We start from the raw sequence: 15963 nt of genomic DNA, 5'->3' as shown, positions 1-15963 counted from the left end.
CTCAGAGCGCCTTGAGGATGTCCTCGACGCGCTCCTTGGCATCACCGAACAGCATCTGCGAGTTCTCGCGGAAGAACAGCGGGTTCTGCACGCCGGCGTAGCCCGTGGCCATCGACCGCTTGAACACCACGACGTCCGTCGCCTCCCACACCGTCAGGACCGGCATCCCCGCGATGGGGCTGCTGGGGTCCTCGGTGGCGGCGGGGTTGACGGTGTCGTTGGCACCGATGACCAGGACGACCGAGGTGTCCTTGAAGTCGTCGTTGATCTCGTCCATCTCCAGCACGATGTCGTACGGGACCTTGGCCTCGGCCAGGAGCACGTTCATGTGCCCGGGCAGGCGTCCGGCGACCGGGTGGATGCCGAACCTGACCTCGATGCCGCGCTCGCGCAGCTTGCGGACCAGGTCGGCGACCGGGTACTGCGCCTGCGCGACCGCCATGCCGTAGCCGGGGGTGATGACGACGCTCGAGGCGTTCTTGAGCAGCTCGGCGGTGTCCTCCGCGGTGATCTCGCGGTGCTCGCCGTAGTCCTTGTCGTCCGCGGGACCGGCCTCGATCCCGAAGCCGCCGGCGATGACCGAGATGAACGAGCGGTTCATCGCCTGGCACATGATGTACGACAGGTAGGCACCCGAGGAGCCCACGAGCGCGCCCGTGACGATCAGGGCGTCGTTGTTGAGCAGGAAGCCCGAGGCCGCCGCGGCCCAGCCCGAGTACGAGTTGAGCATCGACACGACCACCGGCATGTCACCGCCGCCGATGGACGCCACGAGGTGCCAGCCGAGCAGCAGGGCGACGATCGTGACCGCGACCAGCAGCCAGATGTTGGGGTTGATGACGAACGCGATCGTCAGCACCACGAACAGCACGAGGGCGCCGAGGTTGATGAAGTTCTTGCCCGGCAGCATGAGCGGGTTGGACTTGATGCGCGCCGAGAGCTTCAAGAAGGCCACGATCGAGCCCGTGAACGTCACGGCGCCGATGAAGACGCCGATGAAGACCTCGGCGTTGTGGATGTCCTCGAGCGACTGCAGCCCGAACGACTGGTGCTCGAGGTAGCCGTTCCAGCCGACCAGCACCGCGGCCAGTCCGACGAATGAGTGCAGCAGCGCGATGAGCTCGGGCATGCCGGTCATCTCGACCACGCGGGCGCGCCACAGGCCGATCGCGGCGCCGATCACGACGGCGACGATGAGCAGGACGACCGCGGTCGTGTCGGCGACGTCGGCGACCAGGACGAACGTGGCGACGAGCGCGATGGTCATGCCCGAGATGCCGAACAGGACGCCCTGCGAGGCGGTCTCGTGCTTGGACAGCCCCGCGAGGGACAGGATGAACAACAACGACGCGACGATGTACGCGGCGGTGGCGATGCTTGCGGAATCCATGGTCAGCCTTTACTTCGAGTCTCTGCTACTTCGAGAACATGCTGAGCATGCGACGGGTGACGGCGAATCCGCCGAAGACGTTGATGGACGCGAGCAGGATCGCGATGAACGCGAGCACCCTGATCGCGGTGTCGTTCTCGGTGCCGTCGACACCGACCTGCAGCATCGCGCCGACCACGATGATGCCGCTGATCGCGTTGGTCACCGACATCAGCGGGGTGTGCAGCGCGTGGTGCACCTTGCCGATCACGTAGTAGCCGATCACGATCGCGAGGATCAGCACCGTGAAGTGCTCGGGCAGCGGAGCGGGCGCGAACGCGTTGACCAGGAACAGCGCCAGGATGCCCAGGCCCACCAGTCCCAGCTTGGCGCGCTGGGTCATCACGGCCTTGGGCGCCTTGGGCTCGGCGACGGCGACGGGCGCGGCAGCCGGGGCCGCGGACACCTGCACCGGCGGCGGGGGCCACGTCGTCTCGCCCTGGCGGACGACGGTGATCGTGCGCTGCACGACGTCGTCGAAGTCCAGGACCAGCTGGCCGTCCTTGCCCGGGGTCAGCAGCTTCATCAGGTTGACGAGGTTGGTGCCGTAGAGCTGCGAGGCCTGCGTGGGCAGACGTCCCGCAAGATCGGTGTAGCCCAGGATCGTGACGCCATTCGGGGTCACGACCGCCTCGCCGGGCACCGAGCCCACGACGTTGCCGCCGTTCGCGGCCGCCATGTCCACGATGACCGAGCCGGGCTTCATGGACGCCACGTCGGCCTCGGTGATCAGCACCGGAGCCGCGCGGCCCGGGATCAGTGCAGTCGTGATGATGATGTCGACGTCAGCGGCCTGCTCGGAGTAGATCTCCGCGGCCCGGCGGTCGTACTCCTCGCTCGTGGCCTTGGCGTAGCCGTCGGTCGACTGCTCGGTCTCGACCTCGACCGCGAGGTACTCACCGCCGAGCGACTTGACCTGGTCGGCGACCTCGGCGCGCGGATCGGTCGCCCGGACGATCGCTCCGAGGCTGTTGGCCGTGCCGATCGCCGCGAGGCCCGCGACGCCGACGCCCGCGACGAGCACCTTGGCCGGCGGCACCTTGCCCGCGGCGGTGATCTGTCCGGTGAAGAAGCGGCCGAAGACGTTCGCCGCCTCGACGACCGCGCGGTAGCCCGCGATGTTGGCCATGGACGACAGCACGTCCATCGACTGGGCGCGCGAGATGCGCGGGACTGCGTCCATCGCGAGGACCGTGATCGGGCGGGCCGACAGCTGCTCGACCAGCTCGGGGTTCAACGCGGGGCTGATCATGCTGATCAGCGTCGCGCCGTCCGCGAGCAGGCCGATCTCGGCAGGCGTCGGGGCGTTGACCTTGAACACGATGTCGCTGCGCCACACGTCGGCCGTCGCGCCGATCGACGCGCCCGCCTCGACGTACGCCTCGTCGGTGAACGACGACTTCTCTCCCGCTCCCGACTCGACGACCACCTCATAGCCCAGCTTGATCAGCTGGGCCACGGTGGCCGGCGTGGCGGCAACCCGTGTCTCACCAGCCACCGACTCGGTGACAACTCCGATGACGCTCATTCGGCGAACGTTATCTGTTCGTCACCTGAGGCGACCAGTCGGTGAGACACGCGTCTCACATTTTGGCGGGGCACCCCCTGTCATGACAGGGAATGGCCACCTCGGCAGCCGAAGACGCCCTCGCGGCGACCCACCACGAGCGACCACAGGACGGTCGCCGCGGCGGCGGTGACGGTCAGCGTCAGGATCGCTGAGCTCTTGACCAGGACGAAGTCCACGGTCGACAGCGTGGTCAGCAGCCACAGCGTGACGGCACCCTTGACCAGGATCACCAACCCCCACATCAGCGTGAGGCTCCGGAACAACCGCTGCACCTCGGGTCGGGCCGCGACCTCGACGTCGAGCGGGCAGAAGTCGGGAGCGAGCCGGGCGACCAGGGGACGTCCCCACGCCAGGGAGCCGAGGAACACTGCCGCCACCGCGACGTCGACCACGACGGGCTGCACGAAGTAGATGAACGAGTTGCCCGTCGCGAGCGTGATGCTGGTCTTGACCATCGAGATCGTGAGCGTCAGCACCAGCAGGCCGGACAGCCCCCGCCCCGTGACGTGCCGCCACGACATCGCGCCGACCAGCCAGGCGAGCGCGGTGAGCATCGCCGCGGCCAGGTTGAGGACGACCAGGGTCGTCGCGAACAGCACCGAGGGGGCGACCACGGCGATCGCGATCCGGGCCGCGACCCGCGCGACGATGTCGCGCACCTCGGGCATCGCAGGTGGCTCGCCCACGCGCGAAGCAGGAACAGCGTCCAGGATTGCCATGTCGGTTCGGCCCGCCCCCGACCTCACGGCCAGATGTCGACGTACGCCGAAAGGTGGCGGAGCGCAGACGCTCCGGCCTGGGAAATGGTCGGCTCGTTCAGCCTACGTCCGCTGCCGGGCGGCCGCCTCCCGACATCCACAGGAGGCGGCCGGCCAAATGCTCAGTAGTACCAGGGGTAATCGCTGAAGTCGGGGTCGCGCTTCTGCAGGAAGGCGTCGCGGCCCTCCTGAGCCTCATCGGTCATGTACGCGAGGCGGGTGGTCTCGCCGAGGAGCACCTGCTGGCCGACCAGGCCGTCGTCGATGAGGTTGAACGAGTACTTGAGCATGCGCTGCGCGGTGGGCGACTTGGCGTTGATCTTGCGGCCCCACTCCAGCGCCTCGGCCTCGAGGTCCGCGTGCGGGACGACCTTGTTGACCATGCCCATGCGGTGGGCGTCCTCCGCGGAGTACTCGTCGCCGAGCAGGAAGATCTCACGGGCGAACTTCTGGCCGACCTGTCGGGCGAGATAGGCCGAGCCGAAGCCACCGTCGAACGAGCCCACGTCGGCGTCGGTCTGCTTGAACTTGGCGTGCTCGGCCGAGGCGATGGTGAGGTCGGCGACGACGTGCAGGCTGTGCCCGCCACCGGCCGCCCAGCCGTTGACGACCGCGATGACGATCTTGGGCATGAACCGGATGAGGCGCTGGCACTCCAGGATGTGCAGGCGACCGAGCTTGCCCTTGTCGACCGTGTCGGCGGTCGCCCCCTCGGCGTACTGGTAGCCGACCTTGCCGCGGATGCGCTGGTCGCCGCCGGAGCAGAACGCCCACACGCCGTCCTTGGGCGCCGGGCCGTTGCCGGTCAGCAGCACGCAGCCGACGTCCGACGACGTCCGCGCGTGCTCCAGGACGGCGAGCAGCTCGTCGACCGTGTGGGGGCGGAACGCGTTGCGGACCTCGGGCCGGTTGAACGCGATCCGCACCGTCCCGTGGTCGACGGCGCGGTGGTACGTGATGTCGGTGAGTCCCTCGAAGCCGGGGACGTCCTTCCACGCGGAGGGATCGAAGGTGTCGGAGACGGTCATGCCCGCGAGATTACCGCTGTCCCTCCGCGGCCGGACCCCGATGTCCCGGGGCTATGTGACATCGCCCATGGCACATTCGGGATACCGACGGTATGTTGACGCGCATGGCGAACACTTTTGCAGGCAAGGTCGCACTCATCACGGGTGCCGCGCGGGGCATCGGGGCCGGCGTGGCCCGCGGGTACGTCGAGCAGGGCGGCCGGGTCGCCCTGATCGGCCTGGAGCCCGAGCGACTGGCCGCGCTCGCGGACGAGCTCGGGGCCGCCGCGGCGTGGTGGGAGGCCGACGTCCGCGACGGCGAGCAGGTCAAGGCCGCGATCGACGCCGCGGCCCAGCACTTCGGCCGGATCGACACGGTCCTGGCCAACGCCGGCATCGCGTCGTACGGGACCGTGCGCCAGATCGACGACAGCGCCTTCGAGCGCGTCGTCGACATCAACGTCAACGGCGTCTTCCGCACCCTGAAGTACGCCACGCCGCACCTCGAGCGCTCCCAGGGGTACGCCCTGGTGGTCGCCTCCCTCGCGTCGTTCACCGCCCTGGCCGGCCTCGCGTCCTACAACGCGAGCAAGGCCGGCGCCGAGTCGCTCGCCCTCGCGTACAAGCAGGAGGTCGCCCACCTCGGCATCGGCGTCGGCATCTGCCACCCCTCCTGGATCGACACCGACATCGTCCGCAACGCCGAGAAGGACCTGCCGGCGTTCCGTGAGGTGCGGCGCAAGCTGCCCTACCCCGCGAACAGCACGACCAGCGTCGAGGAGTGCGTCGAGCTCATCCTGGTCGGCCTGGCCCGGCGCAAGAGCCGTGTGTACGTCCCGAAGGGCGTGCTGCTCGCGAGCTGGACCAAGGCGCTGACGAACTCACCGCTGGCCTGGCCCGTGCTCAAGCGGATCGCCCGCCGCACCGTGCCGGACCTCGAGCACCAGGTCGACGCCCTCGGCCGGTTCCACCACGCGCACGTCCCCGAGACCGACGCCGCGGAGCAGACGGACCAGAAGAGCTAGACGGACTGGACGCTGGCGGCGAGCGAGACCATGTGCCCGAGGCGGGCGAGCTCGGACTTGAGGAACTCCGGCCCCCCGTGGCGTCCGACCACGACGACGAGCGCGTCGCCGCGGCGGTCCCGCGCGGGGCACGCGGCCAGCAGGGTGGAGTCCCACGCCGGTACGTCGCGCAGCGCCTTGGCCCCGCGGATGCCCAGCCAGTCGACCGCCTCCTCGACGAGGTCGGGCGCCGTGGACGACTTCGCGATCACGTGGGCCTGGCCGTCGACCCGCTTGAGGGCCATGGCCCAGTCGGTGCGGAACGTCTCGGGGACCACCTCGACGAGCCGCTCCAGCGCGTACGGCGGCGCCTCGGTGAACCGTTCGACCGCCTCGAGGTCCATGCTCAGGTTGGCGCCGGCGTTGTAGCGCGAGATCCAGTCGACCGTGACGCCCTCGATCTGGTGGCACGCGGTGATCAGCGCGTCCGGCATGACCCGGGCGGGCAGCTCCAGGAGCACGTCGTCGACGACCGTGCCGTCAGCCCTGCGCTCGACGATCTCGATGGCCTCGATGTCGGCTCCGGCGCCACCGAGCGCGGAGGCGAGGGTGCCAAGGGATCCGGGCACATCGGGCAGCACGACGCGCAGCAGGAAGGCCATGTGGACCATTGTCCCCGGCGGTCATTTCACTTCTGTTACGCGGGTAGCGTAGAAGCGTGAATCCCTCAGTCATCCGCACCCTGTTTCGTGTCGTCGCCTTCGGAGAAGCCCTCTCGTGGGTCCTGCTCCTCGCGGCCATGTTCTGCAAGTGGGTCCTGGACGCAGAGCCGTTCGGGCTCGAGGAAGGCGGCGTTCCCGTCGCCGGCATGATCCACGGCGCCGGCTTCTTCCTGCTGTACGTGATCATGAGCGTCGTGTGCTTCTTCGTGTTCCGCTGGAACATCAAGACCGGCCTGATCGCCCTGCTCGCGGCCATCCCGCCGTTCGCCTCGATCTGGTTCGAGCTCAAGGCCGAGCGCGAGGGCCTGCTGACCCGCCGCGACGCCGTCGACGCCGCACCCCGGGCCTAGGTCCGGCGCTCCGGGCCACCGACGGCCCGGAGCACCGGATCCGCTCAGTGCCGGTGCTTGCGGTGCGATCCCATCGACAGCACCTGGATCTTGGCCGTGGGCGTCGGCGCCCCGTCCGTGAACGTGTCGGTGGTGACGTACAGGCTGCCGCCCCGCCGGCCGGCCTTCCACTCGACCGCTCCCGGTGAGCCGAGGTCGAGCGTGCGCCGGTACGACGAGCGCGGCCGCACCAGCGTGACCTGGCCCGCACCGTCCTCACCGCCGAACAGCTCGGCGACCGCGATCCGGCCGTCGGGCAGCAGCGCGAGGTCGACGGCACCGACGAACCCGCCCGCGATCTTCCGGGCCCGGCCCGACCCCGGATCGACCTTGAAGACGCTGCCCCGCGCGCCGAGGCTCGCGTCTTCGGGCCCACCGGGCAGGGACGTGACGTAGAGCGAGCCGTCGCGGCCCCGGTCGACGTCCGTCGGGACGAACTCGAAGTAGTACGTGTAGCCCGCGGCGCACGTCGGCAGCCCCTGTGCCTCCAGCGCCTCGGCCGTGACCACGGTGCCCACCGCGGGCAGGGTGGCCACGGTCCTGACCCGGCCGTGCCGACCGACCGCGAAGATCGCGTTGGCACCCGCGTCGGCGACGTACGTCGTGCGCCTCGTCGGCAGCGTCGCGTACGGGTGGCTGTCGACCAGTCCGGTGTACGTCGCGGGGTTGTCGGCCGGGAACTGGGACGCGCAGGCCTGCGGGAGGCCCCGCAGGCCGTACGTCGTCCCTCGGTCCGGGTTCCGGCTGTTCTCGTACGCGTAGAGGTCGGCGACCTGCCGCGGCCTGCCGCCAGGGCGCTGCGAGAAGAGCTTGGCCGACGCGTCGCCGGTCGTGGTCCAGTAGACCGTGCCGTGGCGCTCCGAGACGCCGCCGAGCTCCTCTCCCGGGGCGCTGGCGAAGGCCGTCTTCGAGCCGTCACGCCCGATCGCGGTGAGCTCACCGGCGAAGTTCTGGGACACGTACACGCGACCGCGCTCGCTGACCGCGAGCTTCAACGGGGTGAGCAGACCGTCGGCGATCGTGCGCGGCGCGCCTGGTTGCGGGTGCCCGCCGGCACTCGCAGGACTGGAGAGCAAGGTGCTGCCGGCGACGAGCGTTGTCGCTGCGAGCAGGACCACGGGGGACTTCTTCATGAGAGAGACGTTCCTTCCGGGATGGGTGGATCCCGTCTCTCCTGTCCCCCACGCGTCAACGTAGCCCCGGGCGCGGAGGGCGTACAGCGCGTGCGTGAAAGATTCGTGAACTCAGGGGGCGACGTCCGCGCCGTACCGCTCGACGCAGAAGTCCCGCAGGCGTACGGCCAGGGACTCCAGCGTGTCCGCTGCGTGGTGCTCGGGCTCCCACGCCGCGAACAGCTCGATGCGCAGCGGGCCGTCGCGGCCCTGCACCTCCAGCCCGTGCAGGCCGAAGCGCGGATCGTCCGTCACGACCGCGACACCACGACCCGCCGCCGCGAGGGCCTGGGCGACCTGCGGGTTGCTGCACTCGACCATCGAGCCGGCGCTGACCGCCGCCCGGTCGAGCGCGAGGTCGAGGATCTGCCGCGGCCGGAACTCCGGCGTCAGCACGAGCAGCGTCTCCTCGGCGAGCGCGCGCAGTCGTACGGTGTCGTCCGCGGCCCACGGGTGATCGGCCGGCACGAACGCCCAGACCGGCAGCACCGCGATCGCGGCGCTCGCGAGCGGGGGACGGGGCGCCTCGGTGACGATCGCGAGGTCCGCGCCGTGCCGCAGCGCCGCGTAGGCCTCGTGGGGGTCCGACTCCAGCACGGTGGGCATCGGGTCGTCCGCGTGGAGCGTCGCGAGGAACGGTGCGATGACGTCGGTGAGCGTCGTGGTCGGGGCCGCGATCGTCAGGCTCTCGAGCCGTCCTGCTGCGTACGACCGAGCGGCCGTCCGGGCGGCGTCCGCACGCCGCAGCACGTCGCGCGCGTGCGGGAGGAACTCCCGGCCTGCCGCGCTGAGCTGCAGCCGGCTCGCCGAGCGGGAGAACAGGTCCACGCCGAGCTCGGTCTCCAGCTGCCGCAGCTGGCGGGACAGGGCCGGCTGGGTCACGTGGACGACACCCGCGGCGGCACTCACCGACCCCGCGTCGGCGACCGCGACGAAGTATCCGAGGGTCCGCAGCTCCATGCCTGCAGAGCATAGCCCTGATCAGACATGAGTATTGGACGGCATAGAGGGCGGGCGGGAGGATGGAGCCATGTCTGCCACCCTCGAGCAACGCCGCCACCTGGCCACCGAGATCCCCGGCCCCCGCTCCCGCGAGCTGATGGCGCGCAAGAGCGCGGCCGTCGCCCAGGGCATCGGCACCACCATGCCGGTGTTCGCGGTCGAGGCCGGCGGCGGCATCGTCAAGGACGTCGACGGCAACTCGTTCATCGACCTCGGCTCGGGCATCGCGGTGACGACCGTGGGCAACAGCGCCCCCCGCGTCGTCGAGGCCGTCCGTGAGCAGGTCGAGGCGTTCACGCACACCTGCTTCATGGTCACGCCGTACGAGGGCTACGTCGCCGTGGCCGAGGCGCTCAACCGGCTGACCCCCGGCGACCACGACAAGAAGTCCGCGCTGTTCAACTCCGGCGCCGAGGCGGTCGAGAACGCGATCAAGATCGCCCGGGCGCACACCAAGAAGCAGGCCGTCGTGGTGTTCGACCACGCGTACCACGGGCGTACCAACCTCACGATGGCGATGACCGCCAAGTCGATGCCCTACAAGAGCGGCTTCGGACCCTTCGCCCCCGAGGTCTACCGCGCCCCCCTGTCGTACCCGTTCCGCGACGACAAGCAGGTGGACGGCCAGGCGGCGGCCCGCCGCGCGATCGACGTCATCGAGAAGCAGGTCGGCTCGGGCAACCTGGCCGCCGTCGTGATCGAGCCCATCCAGGGCGAGGGCGGCTTCATCGTGCCGGCCGACGGCTTCCTGCCCGCGCTCGCCGAGTGGTGCACCGCGAACGGCGTCGTGTTCATCGCCGACGAGGTGCAGACCGGCTTCGCCCGCACCGGCGACCTGTTCGCGTGCGATCACGAGGGCGTCGTCCCCGACCTGATCGTCACCGCCAAGGGCATCGCGGGCGGGCTGCCACTCTCTGCGGTCACCGGTCGCGCCGAGATCATGGACGCCTCGCACGTCAGCGGGCTCGGCGGCACGTACGGCGGCAACCCGCTCGCGTGTGCCGCGGCCCTGGCGACGATCGAGACGATCGAGGCCGAGGGCCTGGTCGAGCGTGCCCGGGAGGTCCAGCACCTCATGCTCGACCGGCTCCACCGCCTGCAGGCCGACGACAGCCGGATCGGTGACGTCCGCGGGCGCGGCGCGATGATCGCCGTCGAGCTGGTCAGGCCGGGCACGACCGATCCCGATCCCGAGCTCGCCCGGGCCGTCGCGGCGAGCGCCCATCAGGCGGGCGTGATTGTGTTGACGTGTGGGACGTACGGCAACGTGCTCCGGTTCCTGCCGCCGCTCGCGATCGGCGACGAGCTGCTCGTCGAGGCGCTCGACATCCTCACCACCGCTTTCCAGGAGGCAACAGCATGACTGCAGACGTGTTCGTCAACAACGAGTGGCTGCCCGGCGCCGACGGGGAGTTCGACGTCGTCGACCCCGCCACCGGCGAGGCGATCCGCGCGGTCTCCAACGGCGGCGTCCAGGACGCGACCGCCGCGGTCGACGCCGCGGTCGCGGCCCTCGCCTCGTGGCGCCGGGTCCCGCCGCGTCAGCGCGGTGAGATCCTGCGCCGGACGTACGAGCTGATGATCCGTGACACCGACGAGCTCGGTGCGCTCATCGCGGCCGAGAACGGCAAGTCGCTGAGCGACGCCAAGGGCGAGGTCGCGTACTCCGCGGAGTTCTTCCGCTGGTACGCCGAGGAGGGCGTCCGCATGGGCGGCGACTACGGCTCCTCCCCCGCCGGCGGCACGCGCACCGTCGTGACCCACCACCCCGTGGGCGTCGCGGCGCTCGTGACGCCGTGGAACTTCCCGGCCGCGATGGCCACGCGCAAGATCGCCCCCGCGCTGGCCGCCGGCTGCACGGTCGTCATCAAGCCCGCGTCCGAGACGCCCCTGACGGCGTTCGCGATCGCCAAGCTCATGGTCGAGGCCGGCGTGCCCGCAGGCGTCGTCAACATCGTCCCGTCCAAGTCGGCCGGCAAGATCGTGGGCACCTGGCTCGAGGACCCCCGGGTCCGCAAGATCTCGTTCACCGGCTCGACCGAGATCGGCCGGGTGCTGCTCAAGCAGGCTGCGGAGCGGGTCGTGAACTCCTCGATGGAGCTGGGCGGCAACGCCCCCTTCATCGTCACCGACGACGCCGACGTCGACGCCGCGGTCGAGGGCGCGATGATCGCGAAGTTCCGCGGCGGCGGCCAGGCCTGCACCGCGGCCAACCGGCTGTACGTCCACGCGGACGTCGCCGAGGAGTTCACCGCCAAGCTGGGCGCCAAGGTCGAGGCGCTCCGGGTCGGCCCGGCCTCCGAGGGGTCCGACATCGGCCCGATGATCAACGCCAAGGCCGTCGACGACACCCAGGCGCTGCTCGCCGGGGCGCTCGAGGCCGGTGCGACGATCACCCACCAGGCCGCCGTCCCCGAGGACAGCAAGGGCTTCTACTTCCCGCCGACGGTCCTCAGCAACGTCCCGGCCGATGCCGAGATCGTGCGCGAGGAGATCTTCGGGCCCATCGCGCCGATCGTCACCTGGACCTCCGACGACGAGGTCGTCGCCCTGGCCAACGACACCGAGATGGGCCTCGCGGCGTACGTCTATGCCGGCGAGCTCCAGCGCGGCATGCGTCTCGGCGAGGCGATCGAGGCCGGCATGGTCGGCATCAACCGTGGCCTCGTCTCTGACCCCGCGGCACCGTTCGGCGGCATGAAGCAGAGTGGCATGGGCCGCGAGGGCGCCCGGGCCGGCCTGGAGGAGTTCCAGGAGACCCAGTACCTCAGCATCGCCTGGAACGACTGACTCACGTCCCCGCTGGGCGCACGCCCGCCCAGCGGGACCGCCGGGGTCAGTCGGCGATGTAGAACATGCGCTTGTTGACGAACTCGTCCATGCCGAGCGGCCCGAGCTCGCGGCCGAAGCCCGAGCGCTTCACGCCGCCGAACGGGATCTCGGCGCCCTCGCCGGCGGTCGAGTTGACGTTGGCCATGCCCACCTCGAGGCGCTGCGCAAGCCTCTCCGCGCGGGCCGGGTCGGCGCTGAAGACCGAGCCGCCCAGTCCGTACGTCGTGTCGTTCGCGAGCGCGAGCGCCTCCTCGTCCGAGCCGACCTTGTAGACGACGGCGACGGGGCCGAACAGCTCTTCGGAGTACGCCCGCATGTCGGGGGTCACCCCGGTCAGCACGGCCGGGGCGTAGTGGGCGTCCGGTCCGTCGCTGAGCGTGCCGCCCGCGTGCAGCGTCGCACCCTTGTCGACCGCGTCCTGCACCTGCTCGGCGAGGGTCTCGGCGGCCTTGCGCGACGACAGCGGCGAGAACGACTCCAGCGAGCGCGCCTTCTCGGTCAGCCGGCCGACGAAGTCGTCGAACAGGTCGTCCATGACGATCATGCGCTTGTTGGAGTTGCAGGCCTGGCCGGTGTTGTACATGCGGAAGTCCCACGCGTCGCCCGCGACCGCGTCGAGGTCGTCGGTGTCGAGCACGACCATCGGATCGGAGCCGCCGAGCTCCAGCACGCACTTCTTGAGGTTCTTGCCCGCCAGCGCCGCGACGATCGCGCCCGCGCGCTCCGAGCCGGTCAGGGAGACGCCCGCGATCCGCTGATCGGCGATGATCGTCTCGATCTGGTCGTGCGTCGCGAACACGTTGACGTACGCACCCTCGGGCACGCCCGCGTCCTTCATGATCTGCTCGACCGCGAGCGCCGAGCGCGGCACCGACTCGGCGTGCTTGAGGACGATCGTGTTGCCCAGCATCAGGTTGGGCGCTGCGAAGCGGGCGATCTGGTAGAACGGGAAGTTCCACGGCATGATGCCGAGCAGCGGTCCGATCGGCAGCTTCTGCACGACGGCCCGGCCGCCGGAGATGGGCTTGATCGGCTGGTCGGCCGCGAGCGTCGGGCCCTCGTCGGCGAAGTAGTCGAAGATCGCCTGGCAGAACTCGGCCTCCTCCACGCCCTCCCCGGCCGGCTTGCCCATCTCGGTCTGCGCGATCGCGGCCAGCTCGTCCGCGCGCTCGGCGAACAGCGCCGCGACGCGTTTGACGACGACGGCGCGATCGGCGATCGGCACGTCCTTCCACGACGCGTACGCCGCGGCGGAGGCGGCGAGGGCCGCCTCGATGTCGGCATCGGTCGCGGGATCGAAGGACTCGACGACCTCACCGGTCGACGGGTCGGTCACCTGGTACGCAGGACTGCTCATGGGGGCTCCTTCGGGTCGGCCAGGACGGCAGGTCGGCGAGGCCTGGCCCGAGCGTAGCCCGCATCCGGGGGATCGACACGGGGTCGCCGAGAGGGGGGCGGCAACCGGACTCGATAGCCTGAGGCGGCATCCGGTCATGGACTCAGTCGATCAGCAGGGGGAACGATGGTCGAGCACATCCGCGGGGCGCAGCACGTCCAGCGCATCGGTCGGTCCCGGCTGTTCGTGGAGCCGCCGGTCCGGTTCCTCGGCGCGTTCGTGATCCGGTCCGACACCCGCATCGGCGCCTTCACCGAGTTCGGCCGCGAGGTCGAGGTGCAGGCCGCGACGCTCGGTCGCTACTGCGAGATCGGCCCCGGCAGCCTGCTGGGCGCGACGGGTCACCCGACGAGCTGGCTCAGCGTGTCCGCGTTCCAGTACAAGAAGGCCACGTGGGGCTGGCACCCGTCCGCGGACGCCGCCGAGGTCGTGGACCCCGAGGCAGGCGGCCGTCAGTCGTTCCGCAGCGTGGGCGGTGACCTGGCCGTGATCGGCAACGACGTGTGGCTCGGCGCCAACGTCGTCGTGCTGCGCGGCGTGACGATCGGCGACGGCTCGATCGTCGCCGCCAATGCCGTCGTCACCAAGGACATCCCGCCGTACTCGATCGCCGGCGGCGTCCCGGCCAGGGTGATCCGGCCGCGGGTCGAGGCCGACCTGCGCGGCGAGCTGCTGGCCCTGCAGTGGTGGCGGCACTCCCCCAACCAGCTGAGCGGCATCCCGTACGACGATCCCGCCGCGGCGGCCGCCCAGCTGCGCACGCGCATCGCCGACGGCCTCGAGACGTACGACCCGGGGTTCGTCGAGATCCCGAAGGCGGCCGAGCCCGCCCCACCCCGACGCCGCCTGCGCTTCTTCCCCCGCTGACCCGTCCCCCGCGGGGGGGGGGGGGGGGGGGCCCCCCCGTTGGGCCCCCCCTTGCCCCCACACGGGGTGCAACACCCCCCGCGCCCGGCTCAAAAGGTGGCAGAAGCACCGCCGAGGTGCGGGAACTGCGCAAGACGCGGTCTAATGACCCCATGCGATCCATCTGGAAGGGCGCGATCAGCTTCGGGCTGGTCAGCGTGCCGGTGAAGGTCTACAGCGCGACCGAGAGCCACGACGTCCCGTTGCACCAGGTCCACTCCAAGGACGGCGGCCGCATCCGCTACCAGCGGCGCTGCGAGGTGTGCGGCGAGGTCGTCGCGTACGGCGACATCGACAAGGCCTACGACGACGGCGAGCAGACCGTCGTGCTGACCGAGAAGGACCTCAAGTCGCTGCCGGCCGAGCGCAACCACGAGATCGAGGTCGTCGAGTTCGTGCCGGCCGACCAGGTCGACCTCCTGCGCCTGGACAAGAGCTACTACCTCGAGCCCGAGGGCAAGACCCTCAAGCAGTACACGCTGCTGCGTCGCGCGCTCGAGGACTCCGACCGCACCGCGATCGTCCGGTTCGCGCTGCGGCAGAAGACCCGCCTGGCCGCCTTGCGCGTACGCGGCGACGTCCTGCTGCTGCAGACGCTGCTGTGGGACGACGAGGTCCGTTCGCCGGCCTTCGACGTGCTCAACGAGACCCCGCGGATCAGCGAGAAGGAGCGCGACATGGCCGCGCAGCTGGTGGAGTCCCTGGCCGGCGACTTCGACAGCGCCGCGTTCACCGACGACTACCAGGAGCAGCTGCGCACCCTCGTGGAGGCCAAGCTCAAGGAGGGCGACGCGCTCGACACGGACGCGACGTTCGGCGTCAGCGACGACGAGGGTGAGGACGCCGAGGTCGTCGACCTGATGGAGGCGCTCAAGCGCAGCATCGACAAGAAGAAGTCCGCGCCCGCCAAGAAGGCCGCAGCCAAGGACGACGACGCGGACGACGACGACGAGGCTCCTGCCAAGAAGCCGGCCGCGAAGAAGGCCGCCGCCAAGAAGCCCGCAGCGAAGAAGGCGGCAGCCAAGAAGGCCCCGGCCAGGAAAAAGGCCAAGAAGGCGAGCTAGCGGCCCGCGACGCCGTCGGGGACGGGACCGGAGAAGGTCGCATCGGGCGAGCCGCGGTGCTGCACGACCCACTCCGCGACGTAGCGGAGCTTGACGTTGTGGGTCTGCGACTGGCGGCGCAGGAACTCAAAGGCCCGGTCGGCGTCGATGTCGAAGCGTTCCATGAGGATGCCCTGTGCCTGGCCGATGAGCTTGCGCGCGTCGATCGCGAGCTGCAGGCCCTCCTCGTTGTGCGCATTGGCCAACGCCACCGACGCGTGACGCACGAAGACGGTCGCGACGGCCAGGTCGTCGTCGTCGAATGCGTCCACCCGCTCGGCGTACAGGTTGAGCGAGCCGTAGCGGCGTGACCGCGTCTCCAGGCGCACGCTCAGGACGCTGCGGATGCCCAGCTCGGCGACCGAGGGCCCCCACTTCTGCCAGCGGGGGTCGCGGGCCACGTCGGAGGAGGAGTAGTGAGCCTCGCCGTCGATCGCATCGAGGCACGGTCCCTCGTCGTGGATGATCTGCAGGTTGTGGGACTCACCGACGCGGCTGGACGTCGCGGCGGCGGTCTCGATCTGGTTGCGCGCGTGCACGAGCATGATGCCGGCGTCGTCGCAGCCGGTGGCGACCTGGGCGTACTCCGCGATCCGCTCGATCGTCCGCTCGGCATTGGGCTCGTCGTGCAGGTCCAGTGCCATCTGCGCGAAGAACGTCGAGCTGTCCACGG

General features: G+C 70.4%; 15 protein-coding genes. 6 read left to right on the top strand and 9 right to left on the bottom strand.

What is annotated here, in order from left to right; genetic code table 11:
• Position 1: 1 nt before the first annotated feature.
• The 4 genes from pntB to GEV27_RS13210 all read right to left on the bottom strand — a co-directional run bounded on the left by pntB (position 2) and on the right by GEV27_RS13210 (position 4785).
• Positions 2–1390, bottom strand: coding sequence for a Re/Si-specific NAD(P)(+) transhydrogenase subunit beta (gene pntB, locus GEV27_RS13225; protein ID WP_153651359.1), 1389 nt, complete (start codon positions 1388–1390; stop codon positions 2–4).
• Between the two features lie 25 nt (positions 1391–1415).
• Positions 1416–2957, bottom strand: coding sequence for a Re/Si-specific NAD(P)(+) transhydrogenase subunit alpha (locus GEV27_RS13220; RefSeq protein ID WP_153934803.1), 1542 nt, complete (start codon positions 2955–2957; stop codon positions 1416–1418).
• Positions 2958–3037: 80 nt separating this feature from the next.
• On the bottom strand, positions 3038–3685 hold the full coding sequence (locus tag GEV27_RS13215) for a VC0807 family protein (RefSeq protein ID WP_153909637.1): 648 nt from the start codon (positions 3683–3685) through the stop codon (positions 3038–3040).
• 194 nt (positions 3686–3879) lie between these two features.
• Positions 3880–4785, bottom strand: a complete 906-nt coding sequence (locus tag GEV27_RS13210) for a 1,4-dihydroxy-2-naphthoyl-CoA synthase (protein ID WP_153651356.1) — start codon at positions 4783–4785, stop codon at positions 3880–3882.
• A gap of 104 nt (positions 4786–4889) precedes the next feature.
• Between GEV27_RS13210 and GEV27_RS13205 the strand changes: the two genes are divergently transcribed.
• Positions 4890–5789, top strand: a complete 900-nt coding sequence (locus tag GEV27_RS13205) for an SDR family oxidoreductase (RefSeq protein ID WP_153909640.1) — start codon at positions 4890–4892, stop codon at positions 5787–5789.
• On the opposite strand, the gene GEV27_RS13200 is transcribed toward GEV27_RS13205, so the two are convergent.
• Complete coding sequence (locus GEV27_RS13200; RefSeq protein WP_153651354.1) at positions 5786–6430, bottom strand: amino acid-binding protein; 645 nt, start codon at positions 6428–6430, stop codon at positions 5786–5788. The two genes, GEV27_RS13205 and GEV27_RS13200, sit on opposite strands and share 4 nt — an antisense overlap.
• A 56-nt stretch (positions 6431–6486) precedes the next feature.
• Here GEV27_RS13200 and GEV27_RS13195 point away from each other — a divergent pair, with 56 nt between their 5' ends.
• Positions 6487–6840, top strand: coding sequence for a DUF3817 domain-containing protein (locus GEV27_RS13195; RefSeq protein WP_153651353.1), 354 nt, complete (start codon positions 6487–6489; stop codon positions 6838–6840).
• A 44-nt stretch (positions 6841–6884) separates the two neighbouring features.
• Here the strand turns inward: GEV27_RS13195 and GEV27_RS13190 are convergent, their stop codons facing one another.
• Complete coding sequence (locus GEV27_RS13190; RefSeq protein WP_153934801.1) at positions 6885–8012, bottom strand: ScyD/ScyE family protein; 1128 nt, start codon at positions 8010–8012, stop codon at positions 6885–6887.
• A 111-nt stretch (positions 8013–8123) separates the two neighbouring features.
• Entirely contained in the window at positions 8124–9011 is an 888-nt protein-coding gene (locus GEV27_RS13185) for a LysR family transcriptional regulator (RefSeq protein WP_153909642.1), read from the bottom strand.
• Between the two features lie 70 nt (positions 9012–9081).
• Here GEV27_RS13185 and gabT point away from each other — a divergent pair, with 70 nt between their 5' ends.
• Together gabT and GEV27_RS13175 are read left to right on the top strand one after the other, a co-directional pair.
• Positions 9082–10416 carry a 4-aminobutyrate--2-oxoglutarate transaminase gene (gene gabT, locus GEV27_RS13180; RefSeq protein WP_153934799.1) on the top strand — a complete coding sequence of 445 codons (1335 nt, stop codon included), beginning with the start codon at positions 9082–9084 and terminating at the stop codon, positions 10414–10416.
• Complete coding sequence (locus GEV27_RS13175) at positions 10413–11843, top strand: NAD-dependent succinate-semialdehyde dehydrogenase (protein ID WP_153909644.1); 1431 nt, start codon at positions 10413–10415, stop codon at positions 11841–11843. Before gabT ends, GEV27_RS13175 begins: the two co-directional genes overlap by 4 nt.
• Before the next feature lie 46 nt (positions 11844–11889).
• Here GEV27_RS13175 and GEV27_RS13170 read toward each other — a convergent pair whose 3' ends face one another.
• A complete protein-coding gene (locus tag GEV27_RS13170) occupies positions 11890–13242 on the bottom strand; it encodes an NAD-dependent succinate-semialdehyde dehydrogenase (RefSeq protein WP_153934797.1) in 1353 nt (450 codons plus the stop codon).
• A gap of 165 nt (positions 13243–13407) precedes the next feature.
• Between GEV27_RS13170 and GEV27_RS13165 the strand changes: the two genes are divergently transcribed.
• On the top strand, positions 13408–14148 hold the full coding sequence (locus tag GEV27_RS13165; RefSeq protein ID WP_153934795.1) for a CatB-related O-acetyltransferase: 741 nt from the start codon (positions 13408–13410) through the stop codon (positions 14146–14148).
• 152 nt (positions 14149–14300) lie between these two features.
• Complete coding sequence (locus tag GEV27_RS13160) at positions 14301–15251, top strand: Ku protein (RefSeq protein ID WP_153934793.1); 951 nt, start codon at positions 14301–14303, stop codon at positions 15249–15251.
• Here the strand turns inward: GEV27_RS13160 and GEV27_RS13155 are convergent.
• Positions 15248–15961, bottom strand: coding sequence for a GAF and ANTAR domain-containing protein (locus GEV27_RS13155; protein WP_153651345.1), 714 nt, complete (start codon positions 15959–15961; stop codon positions 15248–15250). The two genes, GEV27_RS13160 and GEV27_RS13155, sit on opposite strands and share 4 nt — an antisense overlap.
• Positions 15962–15963 lie beyond the last annotated feature (2 nt).

The organism is Aeromicrobium sp. S22, assembly GCF_009661045.1.
Lineage (GTDB): Bacteria > Actinomycetota > Actinomycetes > Propionibacteriales > Nocardioidaceae > Aeromicrobium > Aeromicrobium yanjiei.
The sequence above is the reverse complement of the archived record's forward strand: the minus strand, read 5'-3'. Positions and strand labels throughout refer to the sequence as shown.